This window comes from Pseudomonas sp. Irchel s3b5, assembly GCF_900187435.1.
GTDB lineage: Bacteria > Pseudomonadota > Gammaproteobacteria > Pseudomonadales > Pseudomonadaceae > Aquipseudomonas.
This window is the reverse complement of sequence record NZ_FYDY01000001.1, coordinates 307226-333119: the sequence shown is the minus strand read 5'-3', so window position 1 is coordinate 333119 and position 25894 is coordinate 307226. Positions and strand designations below refer to the sequence as shown.

Below are 25894 nucleotides of genomic sequence, written 5' to 3'. Positions count from 1 at the left end.
TACAAGGGCCCGGGATGAGTGAGATTTGTGGCAGATGGGCCCTCTGTAGGAGCCGGCTTGCTGGCGACCCGGATTGGCGATGCAGTAATCAAGACCGCCATCGCCGGCAAGCCAGCTCCTACAAGGGCCCGGGATGAGTGAGATTTGTGGCAGATGGGCCCTCTGTAGGAGCCGGCTTGCCGGCGATGGCGCCCGGATTGGCGATGCAGTAATCAAGACCGCCATCGCTGGCAAGCCAGCTCCTACAAGGGCCCGGGATGAGTGAGATTTGTGGCAGATGGGCCCTCTGTAGGAGCCGGCTTGCCGGCGATGGCGCCCGGATTGGCGATGCAGTAATCAAGACCGCCATCGCCGGCAAGCCAGCTCCTACAAGGGCCCGGGATGAGTGAGATTTGTGGCAGATGGGCCCTCTGTAGGAGCCGGCTTGCTGGCGATGGCACCCGGATTGGCGATGCAGTAATCAAGACCGCCATCGCTGGCAAGCCAGCTCCTACAGGGGGCTGTGTTAAACGAAAAATTTGTATTCAGGTGATGCCATGATGAAGGTGAAAATCGAAAGGATCGTCGACGAAGCGCTGGATATCCGTTCCTTTCGCCTCGTGCGCAGTGACGGCCAGCCGCTCGACACCTATGAACCGGGTGCCCACGTCGACCTGACCGGGCCGACCGGGGTGACCCGCCAGTATTCGCTGTGCAGCCCGCCACAGGATCGCCGCGCCTATCTGGTGGCGGTGAAGAAAGAAGCGCAGTCGCGTGGTGGCTCGCTGGCCTTGCACGAGCAAGTGCAAGAGGGCATGGAGCTGGAAATGGGGGCGCCGCGCAACCTGTTCCGTCTCGACGAAGCGGCCAGCGAGCACGTGCTGTTCGCCGCCGGTATCGGTGTCACGCCGCTGCTGAGCATGGCCTACAAACTGGCGGAAAGCGGCCAGCCGTATCGCCTGCACTATTTCGCCCGCTCGGCGCAGTACGCGGCGTTTACCGAACTGTTGGCGACGAACTTCGCGGATAACGTAGAGTTTCACTACGGCGTGGAACCTGCCGATCTGGACGGCGCATTGAGCGAATGTCTGAACCGCGCCAATGCGGCGGCCCACGTCTACACCTGCGGCCCGGCACCGTTCATGAACAAAGTGGTGGAAGTGGCGTCCCGCAGTCGCTCGGATGATGCCATTCACCTTGAACACTTCGCCGCAGACCCGGCCGCCAACAGCGCCCCGGCCGGCACGTTCGAAGTCGAACTGGCCAGTTCCGGCGTGGTGCTGCAAGTACCGGCCAACACCAGCCTGGTCGACGTGTTGCAGGCCCATGGTTGCGACATCGACACCGAGTGCCGCGAGGGTATCTGCGGTACCTGCATCGTCGAGGTGCTGGACGGCTTGCCGGAGCACCGCGACAACTGTTTGTCGAACAAGGAAAAGGCCTCCAACAAGCAGATTTGCGCGTGTGTATCACGGGCGCTTTCCGCTCGTCTGGTACTGGACCTTTAAACCGAAAGTTCACTGGAGAGCTTGGGCCGGAGCCTGTTGAATGGGCGCCCGGCGGCCGTCGAGGGAGGAGATGGCTACAGAAATAACCGTTTTGACGAACCGCTCGATGAAGCGGTCGAAAAATAACAACAAAAACGTGAGGCTTTGCGGACATGATTACAGCATCGACGGTGCGCAACGAGGCGTTCGAAAGTTGGTTGAGCCAGGTGAACCAGGCCTGTGGGCGTTTCGATGCCCGGGCGCTGGATACTGATTTCTATGGCGAACTGGCGGAGTTTCGCAGCGGTGCGATCAACCTGAGTGTGGTCGACATGGCGCACGTGCATTTGTATCGCACCAGCAAGGACGTCAGCACTAGCAGCGACGGCCACTATTACGCGGTGTTCCAGTTGCGCGGCAGCTCGCACCTGGAGCAGGGCGACAACCGCACGCAACTGGGCTGCGGCGACATCGCCCTGATCGACGCCAGCCGCCCGAGCGACATGATCTACAACGACGATTGCCGGCAGCTGTCATTGATTTTGCCGCGCCAGGTGGTCGAGCGTGGGTCGCATTTCAATGCGGTCAATTGCGCCACGCGCATCGCGGCCAATACTCCCTTGGCGGCCATGGCCAACAAGCTGGTGCTGGACACCCGCCAGCAGGAAGGCCTGGACATGCAGGAAAGCGAAGCGGTACTCGATGCGCTCGCCAGCCTGTTGCTGCCGGGCATCAGCTCCCGTGACTGCGGTGCCGACGCCCATGAGCGGCAATTTCGCAAGATCATCGCCTTCATCGATGCGCACCTGAGCGACGAAGAACTGTGCCCTGAGCTGATCGCCCGTGAAGTGGGGATATCGGTGCGCGGCCTGTACCGGATGTTCTCCAAGCGCGGGTTGGTGGTGGCGCAATACATCAAGCACCGCCGCCTGGATTTCTGCGCCGAAAACCTGCGCCGCGCCGATGTCGAGCAGAAGCTTTCGGCGTTGTGTTATGCGTGGGGGTTTTCGGATTCGAGCTACTTCTCATCGGCCTTCAAATCGCGCTTCGGCGTGTCTCCGGGCGCTTATCGCAAGCGCTACAGTCAGATCTGACACCGCAGCTCCTACAGGGACCTCTAGCGAACACAAAACCACTGTAGGAGCTAGCTTGCTAGCGATGGCGGCCTCACGGCCGCCACAAATCCCTCAATGCCGCGCCGGTTCATCCACCGGCAAATGCAGCACTTCGCGCACCAGCATGGCGATGCTGCTCACGCCCATCTTTTCCTTGATCTTGGTGCGGTGCACGTCAACGGTCTTCACGCTGATGTTCAGCTCGCGGGCAATCACCTTGCTCGCCTTGCCATCGATCACCAGCATCAACACTTCACGCTCACGGCTGGTCAATAGCGCCAGCTTGCCTTGCAGGTTCTGACGCTGTTGCTGATCCGCCTGGGCGTGCACGGCGGTCTTCAGCGCGGCCTGGATGCGGTCGATCATCTGCTGCGGGTTGTAGGGCTTCTCGACGAAATCCAGCGCGCCGTTTTTCATCGCCGCGACCGACATCGGAATGTCGCCATGGGCAGACACGAAAATGGTCGGCAAGGTGCTGCCGCGCTGGTTGAGGATTTCCTGCAACTGAAAGCCGCTGGTTTCCGGCATGCGCACGTCGAGCACCAGGCAGGCGGGCTGCTTGGGGTCGTATTGGCTGAGGAACTCTTCGGCGCCGGCAAAGCATTGCGCCTGCACACTGACAGACTCCAGCAACCACGCCAGGGAAGTGCGCAGGTCTTTGTCGTCGTCAACGATATAAACAATCGGTTTACGGGTTTCCATCGGGGCTGCCACGTATGTTTTTCTAATTATTGTTTTCGCACGCGAGCGTGCGGCACGCATTGGCTCAACTTTCTGTAGCCAGTCTGCAGAATACCCACTGTGGCCGGCCCTTGCGATAAAGAAACCACCTAGTCGACTAGCGGAAACCCAACCTCACCATGGGGATCGTCAGAATAGTTGCGCCGCGTCCGCAGCCTTAGTCTTGTTCCATCACCTACGGGCCGCAAGACAGCGGTCCTCCTGAAGGAAGGGGCATCGACATGGCCGACCTGAGCCAGCAGCAAATCGACTTTCGCAACGCCATGGCGCAGCTGCCTGCTGCGGTGAACATCATCACCACCAACGGCCCTGGCGGTCGTTGCGGCATCACCGCCAGCGCCGTGTGCTCGGTGACCGACTCGCCGCCCACCGTGCTGGTGTGCGTCAACCGCAACAGCGCCACCCACGACGTGTTCCGCACCAACGGCCACCTGTGCATCAACGTGCTGTGTGGCGAGCAGGAAGAGCTGGCGCGTCATTTCGCCGGCATGACCAAAGTGCCGATGGACGAACGCTTCGCCTGGGACCTGTGGGACGACGGCGCCGCCGATGTGCCGGTGCTGCGTGATGCTCTGGTGCAGCTCGAAGGGCGCATCAGCGAGTGCAAGGAAGTGGGTTCGCATTCGGTGATGTTTGTGGAATTGACGAAAGTGGGCGTGCGCGAACCGCGTGACAGCCTGGTGTATTTCAACCGGTTGTTTCATCGCGTTGAGCATGCCGGAGCACATTGCTGAACCCGGCAGCCTCCAGCGCTTGAAACCGCCATCGCCGGCAAGCCGGCTCCTGCAAGGGATGTGTGGATGGCGGAGGACGGGTACACGCCGAATCCTGTGGAAGCTGGCTTGCCGGCGATGAGGCCCTTGGCCGCGGTCAGTTACTTTGCGGTGATTACCGACAACTTGGTGATGCCCGCGCGTTCGATGGACGCCATCGCCCGTGCGACTTCGCCATAGTTCACCCCGTTGTCAGCCTGCAACTGCACGCGGACCTCGGCGTCTTTGGCCTTGGCGGCCTTGAGGCTGGTCTCAAGCAGGTCAGGCTGCACTTCGTCCTTGTTGATGAACAACTTGCCTTTGTCATCGATGCTCACCACCAACGGGTCCTTTTGCTCGACCGGCGCCACCGACTCGGTTTTCGGCAGGTTGATCGGTATCGCATTGGTCAGCAGTGGCGCGGTGACGATGAACACCACCAACAGCACCAACATCACGTCCACCAGCGGCGTGACGTTGATTTCGCTGAGCACCTCGTCATTGTCCTGGGTAGAAAACGCCATCTCAGGATGCCTCCTTGACTTTCTGACCAGCATTGCTGGCACCGGACTTGCCCGCCACAGGGCTTAGCAACACGCGAAAGGCGTGTTTCTGCGCCAGGCTATAGAAGTCATGGGCGAAGTCGTCCAGGTCCGCCGCCGCCAACTTCAGGCGACGCAAAAAGTAGTTGTAGACCAGCACGGCCGGTACGGCGACGGCGATCCCCACGCCGGTCGCGACCAGCGCGGCGCCGATCGGGCCGGCCACGGTTTCGAGGCTGGCCGAGCCCGCGGCACTGATGCCTTTCAACGCCGACATGATTCCCCAAACGGTGCCGAACAGGCCGATAAAGGGCGAGGTGCTGCCGATGCTGGCGAGAATGGCCAGCCCGGTTTCCAGTGAGCGCCGCTCGCGCACGATCTGCTGGCGCAAGGCGCGCTCAAGGCGGTCCTGATGATTGATCGACTGGCTCAGATCGGCGCCTGGGCCGTCGCTGAACTGGATGGCGTTGTAGCCGGCCAAGGCCACGCGGGCCGCGGCGCCGGGCAGGTTGTTGGCGTACTCGGCTGCCGACTCGAGGCTTGATGCCGCCCAGAATTGCTTGTGGAATTTTCGATCCTGGGCCTTCAGGCGCACAAACTGCAGCCCTTTGAGCAACGCAAGGCCCCAAGTGGCGATGGAGAAGAGGATCAACAGCCAGATCACGGCGTGTTCGATAGATTCAAAAGGCGAGCTGAGCAGGTTCATGGTCGGTGTTCTCTGATATCGGTTGCTTGAGTGGCGGTGCTCCTTTTGTGGGGTGGCCCGCGGCTGCCTGGGCTACTTGATCTTGAAGTCGATGGGCACGCTGACCCAACCGTCCTGGGCGACGTCGCCTTGTTTGGCCGGCACAAAACTCCAGCGCTTCACGGCGGCCAGTGCGGCGGTGTCGAGCGAGTCGCGGCCACTGCTTTTCTGCAGCTGGATTTCACCGGGCTTGCCGCTGGCCAACACATGCACACGCAACACCACCGTGCCTTCCCAACCGCGACGCATTGCCTGCGATGGATATTCCGGTGCCGGGTTGTGCAGGTAACCGGCGTTGGCCGACGCCGGGGTGACGGGCTGTGGTGCACGCGGCGCCGCGGGTGCGGGCGCTGCGGCCACCGGTGGTGGTGCAACAGGCGCGGGAGGCTGCGGCGTGACGGGTTTGGCAACCGGCTTGGGCGCGGGTTTGACCACCGGCTTGGGCTTGGGGATCGGCTTGGGCGGTGGCGGTTTGACGGCCAGTTCATCTTCCACCGGCGGTGGCGGCTCGACCACCGGTTGCGGTGCCGGCTGGGGGGGGGGCGGTTGCACCACGGGCGGTGCCGGTTGCGAAAATTCAATGGTCATCGGCGGTATTTCCGGTGGCACCACCGGCAGGACCAGCGGCGGCGCCTGGTTGACCCAGACAATCACCGCGCCATGCAGCACCAGCGCCAGCGCCCCCAACAGGACCGCTTCCCGACGACGCAACACGCGTTTCGGGGCGCGTTGCAGGCGTGACAGTGCCAGGGGCTCGCGAAATACCCGGCCAAGGTTCAGCAGTTCACCCAGGGCCGGACCCTGGAATACCTGCGGCAGACTGGCGGGGCTTTGGACATTGCCCATGTGTTTACTCCTGTGCATCTTCAGTATTTTCCATGCTGCAACGGACCGGTCCGGTGCTTAATGCCCCACCAGTTCTTCCAGCAGTTGTTCCTTGTAGCCTTGCAGCACAGTTGAAGCGCGATCCCGCGGATGGGGCAGGTCAACCCTGATTTCGTGCTTGATCCGTCCCGGGTGGGCGTCCATGACGATCACCCGGTCACCCAGGTACAGCGCTTCTTCGATGTCGTGGGTGACCATGATCACGGTGCAGCGTTGCTGCACCCAGATGCGTTGCAACTCGTGTTGCAGGCGTATCCGGGTCAACGCATCGAGCGCGCCGAGCGGTTCGTCGAGCAGCAATACTTTCGGTTTGTTGATCAACGCGCGGGCAATGGCTGCGCGTTGCGCCATGCCGCCGGAGAGCTGGTGCGGGTAGGCGTTTTCAAAGCCTTCCAGATTCACCAGCGCAATGTGTTCCGCCACCAGCCGGTTTTTTTCCGCAGGCGACAGCGGATGGTTTTTCAACGCCAGGGCGATGTTCTGGCTCAGGGTCATCCACGGAAACAAGCGGTGATCCTGAAACACGATGCCACGCTCCAGGCTGGTGGCCACGACCCGTTTGCCGTCGAGCAGCATGTCGCCTGCATAGTCGGCTTCCAGCCCGACGATCAGACGCAGCAGGGTGGATTTGCCGCAACCGCTGGCGCCGACGATGCTGACGAACTCGCCGGGACGCACGTCGAGGTTGATGTTTTCAAGCACCGGCAGAGGCTTGCCTTCGATCCGGTAAGCCTTGCTCAGGCCGCGGATCTGCAGCGCACCGGACTGCAAGGAAGAGCTGTGTAGCGGGGCATGTTGGGCAATAGCGTTCATGGAGTGGCCTTTCAACGAATGTTGCGCCAGCGCAGCAATTGGCGGCTCAGGAGGGTGAATAGCAGGGTCATCAGGTAACCGCACAGCCCGATGCACAACACGCTGAGGACAATGACTTCCATGCGTGAACCGGCTTCTGCGTTCATCATCAGGTTGCCCAGGCCAGCGCCGGAGGACAGGAACAATTCGCTGCCCACGGCGGTGACCCAGGCAAACGCAAGGGCTTGCAGTACACCGGTGGCAATGCTTGGCAGCGCTGCGGGCAACAGCACATGACGCAAGCGCTGCCAGCGGGTCAGCACCAGCACCTGACCGACTTCGCGGTATCGCACCTCGACATGGCTGAAGCCCTGATAGGTGTTGAGGACCATGGGGTAGAACGCGGCAAGACTGACGATCAACACCTTGGAGAACTCGCCGTTGCCGAACCACATGGCGATCAGCGGAATCCAGCCGAGCATCGGCACCTGGCGGATTGAATGGAACAATGGCCCGATCAACCGATTGGCCACTGCTGACAGCGCCATCAGCACCCCCAGCAACACGCCGAAGAAGATGCCCAGGGCCAGACCGGTGCTGGTGCGAGCCAGGCTGGCCAACAGATTGACCAACAACTCGCCATTGGCCAGCAGTTCGATCAAGGCCGAGCCAATGGCTGACAACGGGACAAAGGCGTAAGCCCCGGCGGCGCCCTGGCGTGACAGATACTCCCAGGCGCCGATCAACAACAGGGGCAGCAGCAAGCCGCGGGAATTGGCAAGTAGTCGAGACATCAGCGGCTCCTAGCGAGTCTGCCAGCGGAACATCCGCTGTTCGAGTTGACGAAAACTGAAGTCGAGTACGAAGCCGATCACACCCGTAACGACCACACCGACCATCACCACATCGATGCGTAGCATTTGCCGGCTCATTTCAATCATCTGCCCCAGGCCACTGTCGGCGGCGAGCAACTCGGTGGCCACCAACACCACCCAGGCACGGGTGAGGCTGATACGGAATCCGGTGATGATCGGTGGTGCGGCGGCAGGCAAGGCAATCTCGCGGACGAACGTCGGCCAGCGCAGTCGATACACGTCAGCCACCTCGAAGTAGCTGCGCGGAATGGCTTTGACGCCTTCGCTGGCAGCTAGTGCCACCGGGAAGAAGGCGGTTTTGGCAACGATGATGATCTTGAAGGTTTCATCGATACCGAACAGCAGCACGAACATTGGGATCAAGGCGATGCTGGGAATCTGGCGCAGGGTATGGAACAACGGCGAGCAGTAGTTCTCGACGTTTTTCGAGAGGGCCATCAGCACCCCGAAAGCCAGGCCTGACAACGAGCCGATAGCGAATCCCAGTCCAAGGCGCGACAGGCTGTTGAGCAGGTGTTCGAGCAACTCACCGCTGGCCGACAGGTCTTCGAAGGTTTGCCATACCTGTGCAGGAGGGACCAGCAGGTTGCGCGGGAAAATTCCGGCCTCGGCCACCACTGCCCACAGCAACAGCAGGGCAGCAGGGGAGATGAGCCAGGTCAGTGAGGACAACAGACGTTGGGTACGCATGGCAGGTCTTATTTCGGCGAAGTACCGAAGGGGTATCGCAAGAGCTGTGCCAGTCGCGACGAATCATGCACCCCCCCCCTCCCGGAACCGGCTTGCTGGCGATAACACCCCCTGTAGGAGCCGGCTTGCTGGCGATAGCTGCGGTGCAAACACCACCAATCGTGCGGTCCGCCATCGCCAGCAAGCCGGCTCCTACAATGGCAATGGTGCTTCATCAGCAGTCGTTGCTGCCCCAGCAACACCTCGCCAGCAGTTTCGTCAGAAGTCGTAACTGACGCTGGTGTAGTAGAACGCGCCCTGGGCACCCTCAGGGCTGGTGATCGAGTACTTCGGTACGCCGTACAACTGCGTACCGTCAGCCTTGTCCGGGTGGGTGTCGAACAGGTTGATCGCGCCCAGCGAAACCTTCAGGTTTTTGTTGAAGGTGTAGGACAGGTCCAGGTCGGTTACCCATTGCGGGCTATAGGTCTGGTCCAGGTTCGGATTGGTGGCGTTGAGGCTTTTCCATTCGCCATACCGGCGCTGAGCCACGGTTATGCCCCAACCCTCATACAGCCAGTTGGCACTGAGGATCAATTTGGAGTCTGGTGTGCCGTCTTCGATCAGGCCCTGGGTAGTGCGCCCGACAATCTGCGAGCCCTTGATGTTGCCGACATCACGCAGTGCGGTGATTTTGGTGTTGTTCTGGCTCACGCCGGCGTTGAGGTTCAGGCGTCCGAATTGCTGCAAGTCCAGCTGATAGTTGCCGGCCAGTTCGACACCATCGGTGCGGGTGTCGGCGACGTTGGTGTAGAACGCGGCACTCTGAATGTTCGAGTAAGGCGTGCCGGCGAAAATCGGCGAGACCACCGATGCGGGCAACTGGTCGGACAGGGTGATGCGGTTGTCGATATCGATACGGTAGGCATCCAGCGTCACCGACGCGTTGGCCAGCGGGCGCCAGACCAGGCCCAGCGAGTAGCTGGTGGACTCTTCCGGCTTCAGCGAGGTACCGCCCAACATCGCGGCTTCCGGGCTGTCGGCGCGCAGCGTGCGTTGCTGCACCTCGACGTAATTGCCACTGCCGGGCGGTTGCTCGACCACCTGCACGCTGAACGAGGACAAGCCGCTCTGCACCAGTGACGGCGCGCGATAGCCGGTGCTGGCAGTGGCCCTGGCGGCAATCTGCGGGGTGAAGTCATATCGCAGCGACAGTTTGCCGTTGGTGGTGTCGCCGAAGTCCGAGTAGTGCTCGGTACGCACCGCGACGCCGGCCTGGAATTTCTCGGTGACCTGACCTTCGATATCGACGTAGGCGCCCAGTACATTGCGGTCCAGTGACGCGGCGTCGACCTGGGTAATGCCCGAGTAGTAACCCGGAATGCGGCGACGGGTGATCGGGTCGACGGTGTTGAACAGCGGCCCGTTCTGCCAACCTGCGGCTTCGCCCGCGCTGAGCTCGTAGTTCTCCTCGCGCCAGGCCAGGCCGGCGGAGAGGGTCAGGGGTTTGAACAACAGGTCGGTGGGGAAGTCCCGCACCCAGTCCAGGGTCACGTTGGTCTGATCGGCCTCACGTTCACCGGTGTAGATTTTCTCCGGGCTGGTGACGCCCCAGCTGGGGTTGATGGCGTTGCGGTCGGTGGAATCCAGGGTGTTGTCGCCATGGTTGATGGCGAAGTCGAACTTGCCCAGTTGTTCGGTTTCGTAGCGTACGCCACCGGTCAACGCATAGTCTTCGAGCGAGTAGCGGGTGACCGGCAGGCGGCCGTCCGGGTAGCGCTGCAACGCGGTGCTGCCGTAGTTGTTGCGCAGCGTCGTGGGCGGGTCGAAGAAGCCTTCGGCATCGGTGTTTTTATGCGAGTAGGTGGCGAACCCGTAGGCGGTCAGGCCGTCGCCAATGCCGACTTCACTGTTGGCGGCGAAGTTGTATTGGTCCGACACATTGCCCGAGCCCCAGCGCCAGGTGCGGTAGCGGTTGTTCTGCTCGCGGGGTGTGTTGATGCTGGTGGAACCGGGATAAAAGATCCGGTTGTCCGGGTTGGTGTCGCTGGCCGGGTCCTGGCTGCCAGCGTCGAAACTCAGGGTCAGGAAGCCGTCGTTGGGCAGGGCCAGGCCTTTCCAGCCACTGAGTTTGCGCTGGATGCCATCGCCCTTGTCGTAGCCGCCGAAGCGATAGCCGAGGTTGCCGCCGTCGTCTTTCTCCTTGAGCACGATGTTGATCACCCCGGCGATGGCGTCGGAGCCGTACTGGGCCGCCGCGCCGTCACGCAGGATCTCCACGCGCTGGATTGAACTCAGGGGGATCAGGCTCAAATCGACGGCAGCCGCACCACGCCCATTCACCAGGCTTTGGCGAGTGACGTTGGCGCTGGTATGACGGCGCTTGCCGTTGACCAGCACCAACACCTGGTCGGAAGCCAGGCCGCGCAGCGATGCGCCTTGGGCGATGGAGCCGGCAAATGCACCTTGCGGCGATTGCGGGTAGGTGAACGAAGGCGACAGGGCGGTGAGGGCGCCGGACAGGTCACTGGCACCGGTTTCTTCAAGTTGTTTGCTGGTGAGCACATCAATCGGTGCGGCGCTTTCCAGAGCGGTGACATCACTGCGCCGCGTGCCGAGTACGACCACGGTGTCCAGGTGTTCGCTGCTTGCGGCGGGTTGGGTTTCGGCAGCAACGACGGGTATGGCAAAGCTGCCAACGACCAGCGCGATAGCGCCGGCCAGCGGGGTGTGATGGAACATGGGTAAATTCCTTCCAGACGTATGAAGACCCCTTGTAGGCGCTGGCTTGCCAGCGATGGCGGCCGTCAGAGCGATGCAAGGTCTGTGGGCCTCATCGCCGGCAAGCCGGCTCCTACAGGGTTTTGTGTGGTTCCGGAGGACCGGAAATCGATTGTTTGAATGGATACCGGCGGCCCGGAAATCGATGGGTTTTGCGTGGATACCGGCGGCCCGGAAATCGACATGTTTTCTGTAGGAGCCGGCTTGCTGGCGATGGCGGCCTCCATGGCGATGCAAGGCTGGGGGCTTCATCGCTGGCAAGCCGGCTCCTACAGGGATCAGAAGCGGCTGGTCACGCTCAGGCCAACGGTGCGTGGGTCGCCGTAGGTGATGACGTATTGACCAACGGTGCCGTTTGGACGGCCATGGACCTGATAGCGACGGTCGGTGACGTTGTTGACGAAACCGGTGACGCTGAGCTTCTCATCCGGGCTGAACCAGGTCAGGCGGGTGTTGGCCAGGGTGTAATGCGGTTGAGTCAGGGTCTTGTCGACGCTGCTTTGGCGATCGGCGAGGAAGTATTCCTTGTCGCGGAAACTCACGTCGCCGCCGGCCACCAGCTTGCCACCGATCTCCAGCGGGAAGGTGTAGTCGCCACCCAGCGCCACCACGTTACGCGGCGAGCGCACGAAGCTGTTGCCGCTGTAGTCGCCGGTGACTGCACCTGTGTTGGGGTTGGTGTTCTTGAAGTCGGTGTACTCGGTGTCGAGGAAGGACACCGCCGCACGCAAGTGCAGGTATTCCGTCGGTTGCGCCTCGAGCTCAAGCTCTGCGCCCTTGACCGTGCCCTTGGCGCCGTTGGTCAACGCGGTGGTCAGCACCCCGTTATTGACCGTCAACAGGTTCACCTGGATGTCCGAATAGTCGTAGTAGAAGATGTTGGCGTTGGCCGTCAGGCGATGATCGAACCATTCGGATTTCAGGCCCAGCTCATAGGCATCGAGCTGTTCCGGATCGACCGTGGTCAACTGCGCGAGGCTGGTCGACAGCCCGGTATTGAAGCCACCGGAACGGAAGCCATGGGCATACCGGAAGAACACCCGCACGTTGTCGTTGATCCGGTATTCCGGCGTCAGGTCATAGGTCCAGGCTTCCCAGGTCTTGTCCTCCTGACGATTGCCGTTGGTACCGACACCGGGCAGCGGCACCAATGGGCCGTTGGCAGTGATGCGGGTCAGTTGGGTCAGGTCAAGATCGATGTCTTTCTTTTCCTGGGTCCAGCGCAGGCCGCCGGTCACGGAGAAGTTATCGGTGAAGTCGTAGGTCAAGTTGCCGAACAACGCATAACTGTCTGTGGTGTGGTCGTAGCTCAAGTCACGAAAGGCAGTGGCGCCGCGCGTCTGATTCGAACCGGTGCCGTTAGGCGTCGGGCCGGGTGTGATAATGCGCTGTGCGGAGCTGTCGAGGTCTTCGTGGAAGTAGTGCGCACCCAGCAACCAGCGCAGGGTTTCCTGCTGCGACGAGGCCAGGCGCAGTTCCTGGGAATACTGCGCGTATTTGTTATCGGCACTCGCCGCGCCGTTGACCTCATAAGGTGTGTAGTCGGCGTCGCTGGTGGACTGCCCGCGAATGTAGTCATAGGCACTGATCGAGGTCAGGGTGTAATCGCCCAATTGCCAGTTCAGGGTCAGCGAAGTGCCGTCGTGATTGAGTTTGGAATCTTCATTCACGTTGATGGCGATATCGCGCCCGCTAGGTCTTTCGTAGCCCACATTGTAGTAACGGCCCAAGGTTAGCGAGCCGTTGCTGCCATCACCTTTGTACTCGCGACTGTGGATCTTCAGCAGCGCCTCAAGATCATCATTTATCTGCGCCAGAAACTGCAGGCGCACGGCTTTCTTGTTGACGTCGCCGTAAGTGTTGTCGTCCACCAGGTTCTCCTGGAAGCCGTCACGCTCTTCGGAATACAACGAGACCCGCGCCGCGAGTTTCTCATCCACCAGCGCTCCCCCCAGAGCGCCGCTGACGATGCGTTCGTTCTTGGTGCCAAATCCAATCGTGCCGAAACCGTCCGTGTCGAAGGTCGGTTTTTTGGAGATGACATTCACCGCACCGGCCGTGGTGTTCTTGCCGTACAGCGTGCCTTGCGGACCTCGCAGGATTTCGATGCGTTCCAGGTCGAACAGCGGCCCACCGCCGGCAATGGGCGCGTTCAGATAGACGTCATCGGCGTAGATCCCCACGGGGAAAACCGTTGCAGCGCCGGTATCCCCGGTGCCGAGACCACGGATGTACCAACGTGGCCGGCCATCGCCGTCCGGGTTTTTCGCCGAGGCGTTGGGCACGAAAGTGGTGATGTCGCCCATGTTGCGCACGCCGTCGGCCACCAGGCTGGTGCCTTGTACCGCGGAGACGGCCACCGGCACTTCCTGCAGGGTTTCTTCCTTGTGTTGGGCGGTGACGGTCACGGTCTTGAGCGAAGGCTCGGTTGCGGTTTTCTGGCTGTCCACTTCAGTGGATTCTGCCGCCAGCAACCCCTCGCTGACGCCCCCGGCGAGCAGCAATGCAAGCCAGATACTTTTGGTGATCGGATTTAGTTTATGCATTTATATTTCCCCCAATAAAGTTTCGCTAGTAGGGGTAGAGCAGAGATCGTGCCAAGAGGTTTTACGAGTGATTTTATTTTGTTAAGTGACTGTATTTAAAGGGTTATGTTGTTATTGAAAGTTGTGTTTGTGGAGATTTTCCAGCGTTTTTTTAGTTAGGCAGCGGGCGAGTTCAAGAGCCTGTCAGGTATTCAGCAGAAAGTTGTTTGGTGGGTGTTGCTGGAGCAGCAGGCGTCGCGGGAAAGAGTGTTGCCTGGCCAGCAATTCATTGGCCGTGGGGACGCCATCGCCAGCAAGCCGGCTCCTACCGGTCGTGCGCAAACCATGTAGGAGCCGGCTTGCCGGCGATGGCGGTATTACAGGCGATGAGGCACTCAAACCGCCAGGCGGGAAGTGGAGCCAATGACATTTTCCAGCACGCTGAAATCGATCCAGTCGCGCACATCGAATCGTCGCGGGATGAAATCCCAGCGATGCAGGAAATCGGTGAAATCCTGCAACGCTTCGATGGAGCGCGAATCCAGCGTGGTGCGCAAGCGCCGATGGGCGTCTTCACCGTATGCGGCGGCTACCCAATACTCACTGGTGTTCAGTTCACGGGCCAGGAAGCGTCGGGTTTCATCCGGATTGGCCCAGGCCCATTGCTCGGTGCGCAGCACGGTATCGACGATTTTCACGCTGGCGTCGAAATGCTCGTGCAGCAAATGGGTGTCCACGGTCAGGGTTCGGGGCGTGCCGTTGTTCGAGCGAATCAGCGGGTCCGGATGGGAGCCGGTATCGACCACCACCTGCAAGCCGAACTCATGGGCCAGGTGCACCGCATGCGCGCCCTTGAGAAAAATCGCGTCGATGTCACCGCGCAGCAAACCGATCAGCTCATTGTTGCGCTTGCTGACGCGGGTGACTTCCAGGCTGACTTCCGAACCATAGACATGCTGCTTCTGATCGTCGCTGTAGGTCCCGCCATAGGGGTAGTCCACCAGTTCGACGTCGGCCACTGTCAGGCCTTCGAGCTTAAGGGCGTTTTCCAGGCCGCGCAGGGCTTGGGCACGGGTGAAGTCAATCTGCACGTTGGCCCATTTCGGCAGGCCGAAACGACGGTTTTTCAGGTCGCGAATGCTCTTGATTCCGCTTTCCTCGGTGGTCAGGATCAACTGCACCTCGTCACTCCAGGACAGCCCCAGTACCCGGGTTTGTACGCCGCTGGCATAGGCCCAGATGGCCGGGATATTGCCGCCATGACGCACCGAGTTTTTCAGGTGATGGTCGTAATGGGCTTCGCGAACTTCCCGCTCGCTGGACTCGCGCAGGGATTGGATGTTGGTGCCGAACGGCAGAAAGGCTTCCGCCAGTCGACCGGACTGCACGGCGATGCCAAGCCCCGTGGGAACAGGGCTATGGGTGTACCAAAGCGTATCGAGTGGCTTGCTCATAAAGGCCTTCAGTTCGAATCCATGAAACCTGGCGGGTTATCCGGCCAGTGCGGTGGGTGTTTGCAGCAACGCATCCAGCGGTCGACGATCGATCCAGTCGCGCACGTCGAAGCTTTTCGGGATGAAGCGCCAGCGATGCAGGAAGTGGGTGAAGTCCTGCAAGGCGTCGATCGCCTGTTCATCCAGTTCAGTGCGCAGGCGCAGGTGAGCGTCGTCGCCATACGCGGCGCTGACCCAATACTCACTGCTGTTGGTTTCGTGGGCGAGGTAGCGGCGGGTGTCCTGCGGATTTTTGTGGGCCCAGTGTTCGGCGCGCCGCACGGAATCGAGAATCCCGGTGGCGACATCGAAATGCTGGTCCAGCAGGTTCAGGTCCACCGCCAGGGTGCGCGGGGTGCCGTTGTTGCTACGGATCAGTGGTTCGGGGTGCGAGCCGGTGTCGATGACCGTGTGCAGGCCGAATTCATGGGCGTGCCGGGCGGCGCTGGCGCCCTTGAGGAAGATCGCGTCGACTTCACCTCGCAACAAGCCGACCAACTCAAGGTTGCGACCTTCGACACGTTGGGTGCTGACCGGCGTGCCGTTGACGGTGCTCACCTGCGGGTCGCTGAAGGTGCCGGCGTACTGGAAATTCACCAGTTGCACATCGCCGACCTGCAGGCCTTCGAGTTTCAGGGCGTTTTCCAGGCCGCGCAGGGCCTGGGCACGGGTGAAGTCGATCTGCGCGCCGGCCCAGTCAGGCAAGCCGAAACGGCGTCCCTTGAGGTCCTTGACGGTGTTGATGCCGCTGTCGGGGCGGGTCAGGATCAATTGCACTTCGTCGGCCCACGACAGGCCGATGACCCGCGTCTCACGGCCTTGGGCACGGGCCCAGATTGCCGGGATGTTGCCACCGTGGCGTACCGAGTTGCGCAGGGTATGGTCGAAATGCGACTCACGCACGGCCTGGTCGCTGGATTCGCGCAGTGACTGGACTTGCGTGCCCAGCGCGCCGACGGTGTCTTGCAGCCAGCCTTTTTGCACGGCAATGCCCAGCCCGGTAGGGACCGGGCAACGGGTGTACCACAGCGTGTCGAGGGGTTGAGTCATCAGTGTTTCTCCCGCAGCGCTCAGGCGCTGGCTTTCAATTGGCTGGTCGGTTGCACGGCAGGGCGTTGGTGCACCAGCGGCAGGACTTCCTGGCCGATACGCAGGGCTTCTTCCAGGTGGGGGTTGCCGGCGAGGATAAAGGTCGAGAAACCGGCGTCGCGGTATTCCACCAGGCGTTCGGCGATGTTCTCGTGGCTGCCCACCAGACCCACGGTCGGACCCGGTTTGGCCTTGGCGAATCCGGCCCACAGGTTCGGGCCGATGATCAGGTCGTCGAAGCGGTCGATGTTCTGGTGGTAGGCGGTCTGGCGTGCGCCACCGACCGAATCGGATCCACTGGTGAAACCCTTGGCCACCGCGCTGCTCTTGCCTTCGAGCCTGTCGAACTGGCGACGCAAATCTTTCCACGCCAACTCTTCGGTTTCCCGGGCGAACAGGTCTACCCGCAGGCCGAAGCGCACGCTGCGACCCTGTTTATCTGCCAGTTCACGCACGCGTTCGATGTGCGGCTTGAGCTTGTCGATGGGCTCGGCCCAGTTCAGGTAGACGTCGGCATGTTTGGCGGCCACGTCGAGGGCTGCGTCGGAGAAACCGGAAAAATACACCCCGGGTTTGCGCTCATTTTGCAGACCGTGGGGCAGGGCGCCGTTCTCCAGCTGATAGATATCGCCGTCGTAGGAGAAACGCTCGTTCTGCCAAAGCCCCTGGATGATGTCGAGGAATTCGCCGGTACGTTTGTAGCGCAGGTCATGCTCGAGGAAATCGCCATTGGCCCGCTGACTGGCGGGGTTGCCACCGGTGATGATGTTCCACTCCAGGCGACCGCGACTGAGGTTCTGCAAGATAGCCGCTTGTTGCGCGGCATAGGCCGGCAAGGTCCAGGTGGCCTGGAACGCGATCAGGAATTTGATGCGTCGGGTTTCCCGGGCGAGGGCGGCTGCGGCGATCCATGGCTCGGGGCCGGTAGGCAACAAGGCGCCTTCGAAACCGGCCAGTTCGGCGGCCTTGGCGACTTGGGCGATGTAATCGATGTAGGTGAAGTCATCCGGTTCACCGTTTGGCAGGCGCCCGGGTGCGATGTTGCCGGGGCGATAGTGCGGGTTGCCGCGGTTGTGTTTGTCGGTGGTCAGTTGCGGACCATCGGTGCCCAGCGGCAGGCGCCAGAAAAATTCAGTGCTCATGGGATGCTCCTGATTCAATTACCCGTTGCCTCGCGCAGGTGCGAGGACGTCTTGTGGGGGTGATTGCAACGGACATGCCATGGTCGAAAAGCGGGGTTCTGGCCAGCAGGGCCGGACGTTTTGCGGGGCATCTGGGAGGGAAGGCAGGCGACGGTGCTGCTGTAGCAGCATCCCGTCAGCAATGGGTGTTCAGGGTGCAACAAGCAATGTTTATCGCCCGTGCATCTGTAAGCGCCGGCTTGCTGGCGATGAGGCCGCTGGAATTCATGCGATCTTGAGGGCGCTATCGCTGGCAAGCCAGCTCCTACAAGTCCGCGTTGTGAACCCGATCCCGTAGGAGCCGGCTTGCTGGCGATGAGGCCGCTGGATTTTGTGTGATCTTGAGGGCGCCATCGCCGGCAAGCCAGCTCCTACAAGTCCGCGCTGTGAACCCGATTTTGTAGGAGCCGGCTTGCTGGCGATGGCGACCTTAATCACGCTGACGCTGTGGCGACGATCTCATCAATGGACGAACCGGCTTCGGCACTGCGAAGGTACGTCTGGTACAGCGCCGCATAAGCACCGCCCTGATCGATCAATTGGCTGTGAGGACCTTGTTCAACCAGGCGGCCCTGACGAATCACCGCGATCCGGTCGGCATCGCGGATGGTGGCCAGGCGATGGGCGATGATGATGGCGGTGCGACCTTCGCAGAGTCGGCGAAACGCTCGCTGGATCCGACGCTCGGTATGGATGTCGACGGCAGAGGTCGCTTCGTCCAGAACGAGCACCGCCGGGTCTGCAAGGTAGGCGCGCACCAGGCAGACCAATTGCCGTTGCCCATGACTCAAGTGCCCACCCAGTGGCCCGACTTCGGTCTGGTATTGGTGTGGCAAACGCTCCAGCACTTCGTCCGCGCCCAGTTCCCGGGCTGCGGCAATCAGACTCGCGTCATCGGCATGGGGCGATGCCAGACGCAGGTTGTCGAGGATGCTGCCGCTGAACAACACATTGTCTTGCAGGACCACGCCGACGTTACGCCGCAGTTCATGTTGGGTCAGGTTGCGAACATCAATGCCATCCAGCCTGACCGCGCCCGACTGCACTTCATAGAAGCGCGTGAGCAACTGCACCAGCGTGCTCTTGCCATGACCCGAGGGGCCGACAATCGCCAGCACCTCACCGGCAGGAATGTGCAGGTCAAGATCGTTGATCACCGGCGACGCACTGCTGGCATCGTAACTGAACCGCACTCGTTCAAAACTCACTTCACCTCGAGCTTTGCCCACGCGCTGCGGTGTAGCGTTGTCGTTGATTTCCGCACGCGTGTCGAGCAACAGGAAGATTCGCTGTGCCGAAGCCGAACCCGTGGCATAGCGTTCGAACAGGTCCGACAGCTCCTGCAATGGCCCGAGGAACAGGAAGACATAAAACAGACTCTCCGCGATCTGGCCCACGGTCACATCCGCCTGCGCCAGACCGTAAGCGCCCACCAGCAACAGTACTGCCATGCCGGCTGAGCTGAGAAGGGCGGTAAAGGGTGCGAACCAGCCGGACCGCAGGCTGCCGCGGATCAGCGCCTGATTGAAGTCATCCAGCAGACCGCGATAGCGCCGCAGGTTCGGGGCTTGCTGGGCACACTGCTGCAACATGCGCGCTCCGCTCACACTCTCCACCAGATGCGCGGTGAAGCGGCTGCGGTTCTCCGCGACCTTGGCCCAGTTGCGCTGGGAGATGCGTTTGAAACTCCAGGTCGCCAGCACCAGCAAAGGCACCGTGGCGGCGAGGCTCAGAAAGAACCGTGGATCGATTCGCCACAGCATCACTGACGCCAGTGCGCAACGCAGCAAAGCGCCCAGCAACTCGGGTGGTCCCTGGATCAGCAACGGTTCTAGGGCATCGACATCCCGGTCGACACGGGAAATGATCCGTCCGGCCTTGGTTCGGTCGAAATAGCTGACGCTCAGGCTCTGGACATGCGCAAACACCCGAACCCGCAGGTCATTCAAAACCCGGATCGCCGCACTACCGGCCACGAACTGCGAAACCCCCGCGAGCAGAAAGCGCCCGAGCCAACTGGCCGCCAATCCCAGGCCAAGCCAGAGTACGAGTCGCTCATCGAGCAACCAGTGATCGTTGTGTTGAATCAGCCCGCGGTCGAGCAATTCACGGACAAACCAGGGGCGCAGGAACACCGTGAATACCAGCAGCAGCTCGATGCCGATGACGCCGACAATCTGTCGGCGAATCGGTTTCAGCAGCGGTAGCAGCCGACTGAACATGCTGCGGTCGAGGGCTTTTTTGGCCAGCATTTCTTCAATTTCGATATCGCTCAAGGCTTTGCCGGCGATTGGGTTAGCCATGATCGATCCCTAGCAGGTCGCGGTAATCCGGATGGGTTTTCAAGAGTTCAGCATGGGTGCCGCTGGCGGCGATCCGGCCGTCCTGGAGCATCAGCACGCGGTCCGCCAAGAGGATGGTCGAGAGCTTGCTGGAGATCACCAACAAGGTGGTGGCCCGTCCTTGATCACGGCGCAGCTGGCGAATGTTGTTCAGTACCTGGCGTTCGCTGATTGCATCCAGCGCACTGGTGGCATCATCCAGGCACAGGATGTCCGGCTCGCCGAGCAGCGCTCGGGCCAGGCTCAAGCGCTGGCGCTGACCTCCAGAAAGCGTCACGCCACGATCACCGAGCGGCGTGGCCAAACCTTGGGGCAGACGTTCAAGTACGTCTTCAGCAGCCGCCAGGCTCAAGCCGTGACGCAACTGTTGGTCGCTGGCGTGTGGCGCTGTCAGGCGCAGGTTGGCCGCGAGCGTGTCGGAAAATAAAAAGCTTTCTTGCGGCACCACATGCACCCGGCGTCTCAATTCGTCCAGGTTCAACTGACGAATGTCCTGCCAGCCCGCACTGTCCGAACCGATCAGTAAGCGACCGGAACTGATATCGCTCAAACGCGGCAACAGGCTGGCCAAAAGGCTTTTACCGGTGCCGGTCGCACCCACCAGAGCGACGATCTCTCCGGGCTGCAACGTCAGCGAGCAGTGACGCAGAATCTCAAGCCCACCACCCGGAGCGCTGACGCTGACGTGCTCCAGTTTCAACCCCAGCGGCGAATCGGGCAGGCTGTTGTCACCGCTTCGAATCGCGGCCGGCTCGTCCAACAGTTGCCAGATGCGCTCGGCGCTGGAACGGGCATCGGCGAATGTCTGCATGACGCGGCCGATACCTTCGATGCGAAACACCAGGGTGGTGGCGATCAACAGGGAGGTGACCAATTCACCGATTCCTAGTTGGCCGGTTGCCACCAGATGAGCGCCGTAAATCAGAATCCACACGTGGCCCAATGCAACGACTGCCTGGGGCAGGGGGATACGCGAGCTGGAATAGGCAAGGGCTTGACGGGCGTGGTCGGCGAACACCGCCACTTGTGCGGCGAAGCGCTGACTGCGGCTGTGTTCCAGGCCAAACGACTTGATCACGCGCACGCCGCTGATGCCCTCGCTGAGGTCTTGATTGACCCGGTCATAGGCTTCGCCAACGGCTCGATCGAGACTGACCAGTCGTTCGGTCTGGCGCACGAAAATCCATAGGCCGAACACGGTCAGCAGCAACGGAACCAGACCCAGTAGCGGGTTGTACCAACCCAGCAGGCCGACAGCTGCCAGCACCACCAGTGGCGTTTCCACGACCTGCCGCCAGAAGCTGATGAGCGCATCGCGAACCTTGTCGGCATCGCGGGTGGTGCGCGTAATCATCTCGCCCATACCGTGTTGCCAGTGATAACCCAGGTGCAGCGTTTGTACCTGTTGCAGGATGCGTTCGCGCAGACGCGTCAGCAGTTCCTGGCTGAGGACCAGCGACAACACGCTGGCGGCGTATTGCAAAACGCCACGGCCGAGCGCCACGGCGAGCATCAGCCACAGCCAGTACCAGCCGAGGCTGGCATCCAGGCTGCCATCGGCATGCCGGATCACCGCGCGACCGGCGCTGACATCGTTCACCGCGTGCCCGATCAGCCATTGCTGCCAGACCAATCCGAGGTTCGCTGCAATGAACAGCGCCGCTACCAGTGCGAAGCGCCAGGGCATCTCCCGGTAAATCGCCAGGCTGCGCAATAGAGGGTGTTTTTCGATCATGTAATTGCTCTGTGATAAGTGCCGCACCGCACGCACCTGTAGGAGCCGGCTTGCTGGCGATGGCGTCTTTGATTGCGGCGCAAACTTCGAAGGCCTCATCGCTGGCAAGCCAGCTCCTACAGGTTTTGCGGTGTTTTCAAATTTCCCTTGTAGGCGCCGGCTTGCTGGCGATGGTGTGGTCAAATCATCGCCCGGGGCTGGTGGCGCCCTGTTTTTCCTTGGCATTGAGGATTGCGGTGTACTCGCCCGGATCGACACCATTGAGGTAGTAGTTGCCGACGTGATGCAGGCGCCAGCGGATCGGGTCGTGGGTGGTGTGGACCCGGGCGTTGCGCCAGAAGCGATCGAGGTTCCATTTGGTCAGTGATGAGCTGGCGCCGAGCAGGGAGAAAATGTCGCTGGAGATCTTCAGCGAGGCCGAATCAGAATGGGCGCGGGCAGTGGCCACCGAGAGAATCAGTTCGTCCTGCAATTCCTTGTTGTCCGGGTCCAGTTCGTGCTGGTCAAACACCCGTGCCGCGTCCCTGAGCAAGGATTGCGCGCCCCGCAAGGCCACGGCGTACTCGCCGATCTGCTTGATGATGTGCGGTTCTTGATTGGCCTGATCGACGCCGCTTTCCACCCATGGGCGGGCGTTGTGATTGAGATATTCCACCGCCGCCGACAGCGCGCCCTCGGCAATGCCGGTGTCGATGGCGGCGTGGAGAATCTGTGGGAAGGTCAGGCCGGTGCGCTTCATCGGGCCCTTGCGCTGCGAGACGAAGCCTTCGTCAAGTTCGATGTTGTCGAAGATCACCGTGCCGCTGACCGAGTTTTTCTGGCCGAAGGCTTCCCAGTCATCAACCAGTGTCAGGCCCGGAGTATTGCGGTTGAGCAGCACTCCGGCACCGCCATCGTCGCTGGCGGCCGTCAGGGAGATCCATTCGGCCAGATAGGAACCGGTGGAGTAGAACTTGCTCCCATTGAGGATCAGCTTGCCGTCGGCACGACGTTCGACTCGGGTCTTGAGCGCGAACTTGTTCTTTCCGCCCACTTCGGCCAAGGCATTGCCAAAACGTTTGCCGGCCAATACATCGCGGATCAGCCGGTCGCGGATCTCATCGGAATACCCGGTGAAAATCCCCCGCAGCATGACGTTGTGGATTTGCAGCAACTGGCCGACTCCGCCGTCGGCGACTGAAATGAGGCGCACGGTTTCGACGATGGTTTCCACCGAAGCACCGAGTCCGCCAAAAATCTTGGGAACGCCAATGGCGGTCAGGCCGCTCTCGGACAACAGTTGTGCCTGACGCTTGGGCAGTTGGCCGTTCTGACTGGCATCGGCGGCGATTTCGGCAATCTCCAGGGCGATTTCTCTGGCCACGGCGATGGCTTGTGCCTCGCTTTGCAGCAGGCGAATAGGGGCCTGTTCCTGGGTCAGTTGGCCGGCGGGATGATGTTCAACATTGCTCATTGGTGTACCTCTGATAATTGATCTGCTGCCCATGTGAAACCCTTGTAGGAGCCGGCTTGCTGGCGATGGCGTCCTTGAGTGCGGCGCAAGGTTCGAAGGCCAATCGCTGGCAAGCCAGCTCCTACAGGGTTGTCGGTGTTTTCAAATTCCCCTTGTAGGAGCCGGCTTGCTGGCGATGGCGTCCTTGCATACGGTGCAAGGTCCGAAGGCCAATCGCTGGCAAGCCAGCTCCTACAGGTTTTGCGGTGTTTCAAATTCCCCTTGTAGGAGCCGGCTTGCCGGCGATGGCGTCCTTGCATACGGCGCAAGGTTCAAAGGCCAATCGCTGGCAAGCCAGCTCCTACAGGTTTTTCGGTGTTTTCAAATTCCCTTTGTAGGAGCCGGCTTGCCGGCGATGGCGTCCTTGAATGCGGCGCAAGGTTCGAAGGCCAATCGCTGGCAAGCCAGCTCCTACAGGTTTTTCGGATGTTGATAGGGGCTTGAGCAAGTTCTGCGCCAAGGGCTTGAAAGCGAGCCAGGCGGAGGGGCAGGAGTGGCGAAGGGGTGTCGTGTGCTGCTGGAGAAGCAGCGCGATTGCGCCGATTGCACGAGAAGCAACAGTCGCTGCGCAACGCTGCTGGCAGGCCAGCAATTGAGAGGTCGGCATTGGCGTGCGAAGGCCTGAAGGCCTTTTAAAACGGGGGTTTCAGCTTTTGGCACGGGCACTGCAATAGCTCTGGCAACAGTCACCGCGACTGACTTGCCCAACCCGATGGAGCTGCCCATGACGCTTGCTGCCAAACAACCCCGACCCGATACCCAGACCGATCTGGACCAGATCTGGTTCACCCGTTGCCCGGTGCCGACGGCCTCCGGAATCGCCTACAAACTCGGTTGGCTCAGCGACGAATTCGCCGCCGATGGCCTGCCGGTTTCGACCTTGCAGGAGGCCCGTCAACTGGGTCATCACCACTACGATCACGAACTGCCGGGGTTGTTTCGCGAAGGCGGAAACGTACCGGCATTGGCGGCACGGGCGGCACGGGCGGCCGGTGCGCCAAGTCGCTTGATCGGCCTGACCTGGATCGAAGAATGGCAAACCATCCTGGTTCGCCCGGACTCCGGCATCCGCCGTCCGCAGGACCTCAAAGGCAAGCGACTGGCGCTTCCCGCCTGGGGTGAAACCCGTCCTGGGAGCATCGCTCGGGCCATGAGCCTGCACGGCTACAAAGGCGCGCTGAGCCTGGCCGGGCTGGGGTTCGATGATGTCGATCTGGTGGAAGTCGCCCTGCAGGACCAGGAGCGTGCGGCCAATCCGCAGGAAGGGTTGCAGCGTCTGTGGTCGGGCCTCGATTACCTGGTTCGCGGTGAGGTGGATGCGGTCTACGTCAAAGGCGCTTCCGCCGCCGACGCCGCGCGGCGTCTCGGGCTGGTGGTGGGTATCGACCTGGATCTGATCGCCGAGCCGCGCTATCGCATCAACAACGGCACGCCGCGCCCGATCACCGTCCACCAAAGCCTGCTCGACAACCATTTCGACCTGGTGGTGCGTTTTCTCGCGCAAACCCTCAACGCCGCTGACTGGGCTGCCAATAACCGCGAGGCACTGAACGCGATTCTCGAGGAGGAAACCCGCGCCGGCAGCGCCGGAGTCGCCGAGGCCTATCGTGGCGATTTCCACACCACGCTGGCACCGGATCTGTCCTCGCAGCGACTGGAGTTTCTCGATACCCAGAAAGACTTTCTTTATCTGCACGGCTTCCTGGAACGCGATTTTTCCATCGCCGACTGGGTTGATCCGCGTCCATTGCAAGCCGCCCATGAACTGTTGGCCAAGCGCCGCGCCTGAATCTGGAGATCTGCCATGACCGTACTTATCAACGAACAATTGATCAGCGAAGAACTGAAGAACTTTATCGACAAGGTGCTGATCGAGGCTGAGGAAGCCTTCACCGTATTCCGTGAAACCAACACCATCACTGCCAATGGCACCGTCGGTTTCATCGAACGTGTACCGGGCCAGGAGCTGCTGGTGTCGGTCAACTACGGCGGTCCATGGAATTACCGCAAACCGCTGCAAGCGACGGTCACCGATTTTGAAGGCAAGGTGATCTACGGCAAAGGCAAGGGCGGTTTTGGTCGCTACACCAAACTGTTCCAGCAGCATGCTGACATCACCACGGTGTCCCATGTGCATTCGCCGTACCTCGGCGCGTGGGCGCAGACCCATCGCACCCTGCCATTTCACTACGTGCCGGTGCAGCGTTACCAGCTCGCCCGGGAGCTGCCGGTGTACATCGACCGTCGTCAGCCGGAAGTCGATTTCATCCTCGACAAGATTGCCGAGAACCCCTTCAACCTGGCGATTCTTGAAGCCAACGGCGGCTCCACCGTGTGGGGCAAGCAAGGCTTGCGCGCCACCGCCGAATTCATCCTGTTGCTGGAAGAGGGCGCGCAACTGCAATTGCTCGCCGATGCCGTGGGCGGTTCCCGTCCCTATGGTCCGGGCGTTCTGACCCAGCAATGGAAAATGAGCGGCCTGTACGAACACGCTACCGAACTGGGCCTGGTGCCAGCGATCGACCGCCGCACTTGAACCCGGAATTGGATGGCCCCATCGCCAGCAAGCCGGCTCCTACAAGGATTGGGTTTGTACGATGCATCGGGTTTACGCGATTGAACTGTGGGGGGCTGGCTTGCCGGCTCCTGCAGGGATCGGGTTTGTAGCGATGCA

20 protein-coding genes are annotated in these 25894 nt (G+C 61.2%); 5 read left to right on the top strand and 15 right to left on the bottom strand.

Annotated elements, in window-relative coordinates:
• Window positions 1-536 precede the first annotated feature (536 nt).
• A complete protein-coding gene (locus CKW15_RS01400) occupies window positions 537-1487 on the top strand; it encodes a PDR/VanB family oxidoreductase (RefSeq protein WP_095151370.1) in 951 nt (316 codons plus the stop codon).
• 152 nt (window positions 1488-1639) lie between these two features.
• Window positions 1640-2560, top strand: a complete 921-nt coding sequence (gene feaR, locus CKW15_RS01395; RefSeq protein ID WP_095056729.1) for a transcriptional regulator FeaR — start codon at window positions 1640-1642, stop codon at window positions 2558-2560.
• 93 nt (window positions 2561-2653) lie between these two features.
• On the opposite strand, the gene CKW15_RS01390 is transcribed toward feaR, so the two are convergent.
• Window positions 2654-3283, bottom strand: coding sequence for a response regulator transcription factor (locus tag CKW15_RS01390; RefSeq protein WP_095151369.1), 630 nt, complete (start codon window positions 3281-3283; stop codon window positions 2654-2656).
• 260 nt (window positions 3284-3543) lie between these two features.
• On the opposite strand from CKW15_RS01390, the gene hpaC reads away from it, so the two are divergent.
• Window positions 3544-4056: a 4-hydroxyphenylacetate 3-monooxygenase, reductase component gene (gene hpaC / locus CKW15_RS01385; protein ID WP_095057684.1), complete on the top strand. Its 513-nt coding sequence runs from the start codon at window positions 3544-3546 to the stop codon at window positions 4054-4056.
• Window positions 4057-4196: 140 nt separating this feature from the next.
• On the opposite strand, the gene CKW15_RS01380 is transcribed toward hpaC, so the two are convergent.
• From CKW15_RS01380 to CKW15_RS01315, 14 genes are all read right to left on the bottom strand, one after another.
• On the bottom strand, window positions 4197-4598 hold the full coding sequence (locus CKW15_RS01380; RefSeq protein WP_095057685.1) for a biopolymer transporter ExbD: 402 nt from the start codon (window positions 4596-4598) through the stop codon (window positions 4197-4199).
• 1 nt (window position 4599) lies between these two features.
• Complete coding sequence (locus CKW15_RS01375) at window positions 4600-5322, bottom strand: MotA/TolQ/ExbB proton channel family protein (protein ID WP_095151368.1); 723 nt, start codon at window positions 5320-5322, stop codon at window positions 4600-4602.
• A 72-nt stretch (window positions 5323-5394) separates the two neighbouring features.
• The gene (locus CKW15_RS01370) at window positions 5395-6207 is read right to left on the bottom strand and encodes an energy transducer TonB (RefSeq protein ID WP_095151367.1); all 813 of its coding nucleotides are present in this window, start codon (window positions 6205-6207) and stop codon (window positions 5395-5397) included.
• A gap of 57 nt (window positions 6208-6264) precedes the next feature.
• Window positions 6265-7059: an ABC transporter ATP-binding protein gene (locus CKW15_RS01365; RefSeq protein ID WP_095151366.1), complete on the bottom strand. Its 795-nt coding sequence runs from the start codon at window positions 7057-7059 to the stop codon at window positions 6265-6267.
• An 11-nt stretch (window positions 7060-7070) separates the two neighbouring features.
• Window positions 7071-7832, bottom strand: a complete 762-nt coding sequence (locus CKW15_RS01360) for an ABC transporter permease (protein ID WP_095151365.1) — start codon at window positions 7830-7832, stop codon at window positions 7071-7073.
• Between the two features lie 9 nt (window positions 7833-7841).
• Window positions 7842-8603, bottom strand: coding sequence for an ABC transporter permease (locus CKW15_RS01355; RefSeq protein ID WP_095151364.1), 762 nt, complete (start codon window positions 8601-8603; stop codon window positions 7842-7844).
• A gap of 258 nt (window positions 8604-8861) precedes the next feature.
• A complete protein-coding gene (locus CKW15_RS01350; protein ID WP_095151363.1) occupies window positions 8862-11324 on the bottom strand; it encodes a TonB-dependent siderophore receptor in 2463 nt (820 codons plus the stop codon).
• A 317-nt stretch (window positions 11325-11641) separates the two neighbouring features.
• Window positions 11642-13909: a TonB-dependent receptor gene (locus CKW15_RS01345; RefSeq protein WP_095151362.1), complete on the bottom strand. Its 2268-nt coding sequence runs from the start codon at window positions 13907-13909 to the stop codon at window positions 11642-11644.
• A 374-nt stretch (window positions 13910-14283) separates the two neighbouring features.
• Entirely contained in the window at window positions 14284-15342 is a 1059-nt protein-coding gene (locus CKW15_RS01340; protein ID WP_095057693.1) for an ABC transporter substrate-binding protein, read from the bottom strand.
• Window positions 15343-15378: 36 nt separating this feature from the next.
• The gene (locus CKW15_RS01335; protein WP_095151361.1) at window positions 15379-16431 is read right to left on the bottom strand and encodes an ABC transporter substrate-binding protein; all 1053 of its coding nucleotides are present in this window, start codon (window positions 16429-16431) and stop codon (window positions 15379-15381) included.
• Window positions 16432-16451: 20 nt separating this feature from the next.
• A complete protein-coding gene (locus tag CKW15_RS01330; protein ID WP_095151360.1) occupies window positions 16452-17612 on the bottom strand; it encodes an LLM class flavin-dependent oxidoreductase in 1161 nt (386 codons plus the stop codon).
• Between the two features lie 473 nt (window positions 17613-18085).
• Window positions 18086-19954 carry an ABC transporter ATP-binding protein gene (locus CKW15_RS01325; RefSeq protein ID WP_095151359.1) on the bottom strand — a complete coding sequence of 623 codons (1869 nt, stop codon included), beginning with the start codon at window positions 19952-19954 and terminating at the stop codon, window positions 18086-18088.
• Complete coding sequence (locus CKW15_RS01320) at window positions 19947-21728, bottom strand: ABC transporter ATP-binding protein (RefSeq protein ID WP_095151358.1); 1782 nt, start codon at window positions 21726-21728, stop codon at window positions 19947-19949. The genes CKW15_RS01325 and CKW15_RS01320 overlap by 8 nt, the downstream gene beginning before the upstream one ends.
• A 184-nt stretch (window positions 21729-21912) precedes the next feature.
• The gene (locus CKW15_RS01315) at window positions 21913-23181 is read right to left on the bottom strand and encodes an acyl-CoA dehydrogenase family protein (protein WP_095151357.1); all 1269 of its coding nucleotides are present in this window, start codon (window positions 23179-23181) and stop codon (window positions 21913-21915) included.
• Window positions 23182-23944: 763 nt separating this feature from the next.
• On the opposite strand from CKW15_RS01315, the gene CKW15_RS01310 reads away from it, so the two are divergent.
• Together CKW15_RS01310 and CKW15_RS01305 are read left to right on the top strand one after the other, a co-directional pair.
• A complete protein-coding gene (locus tag CKW15_RS01310; RefSeq protein ID WP_095151356.1) occupies window positions 23945-25009 on the top strand; it encodes an ABC transporter substrate-binding protein in 1065 nt (354 codons plus the stop codon).
• Window positions 25010-25024: 15 nt separating this feature from the next.
• Window positions 25025-25756: a class II aldolase/adducin family protein gene (locus CKW15_RS01305; RefSeq protein ID WP_095057700.1), complete on the top strand. Its 732-nt coding sequence runs from the start codon at window positions 25025-25027 to the stop codon at window positions 25754-25756.
• The last annotated feature ends 138 nt before the right edge of the window (window positions 25757-25894 follow it).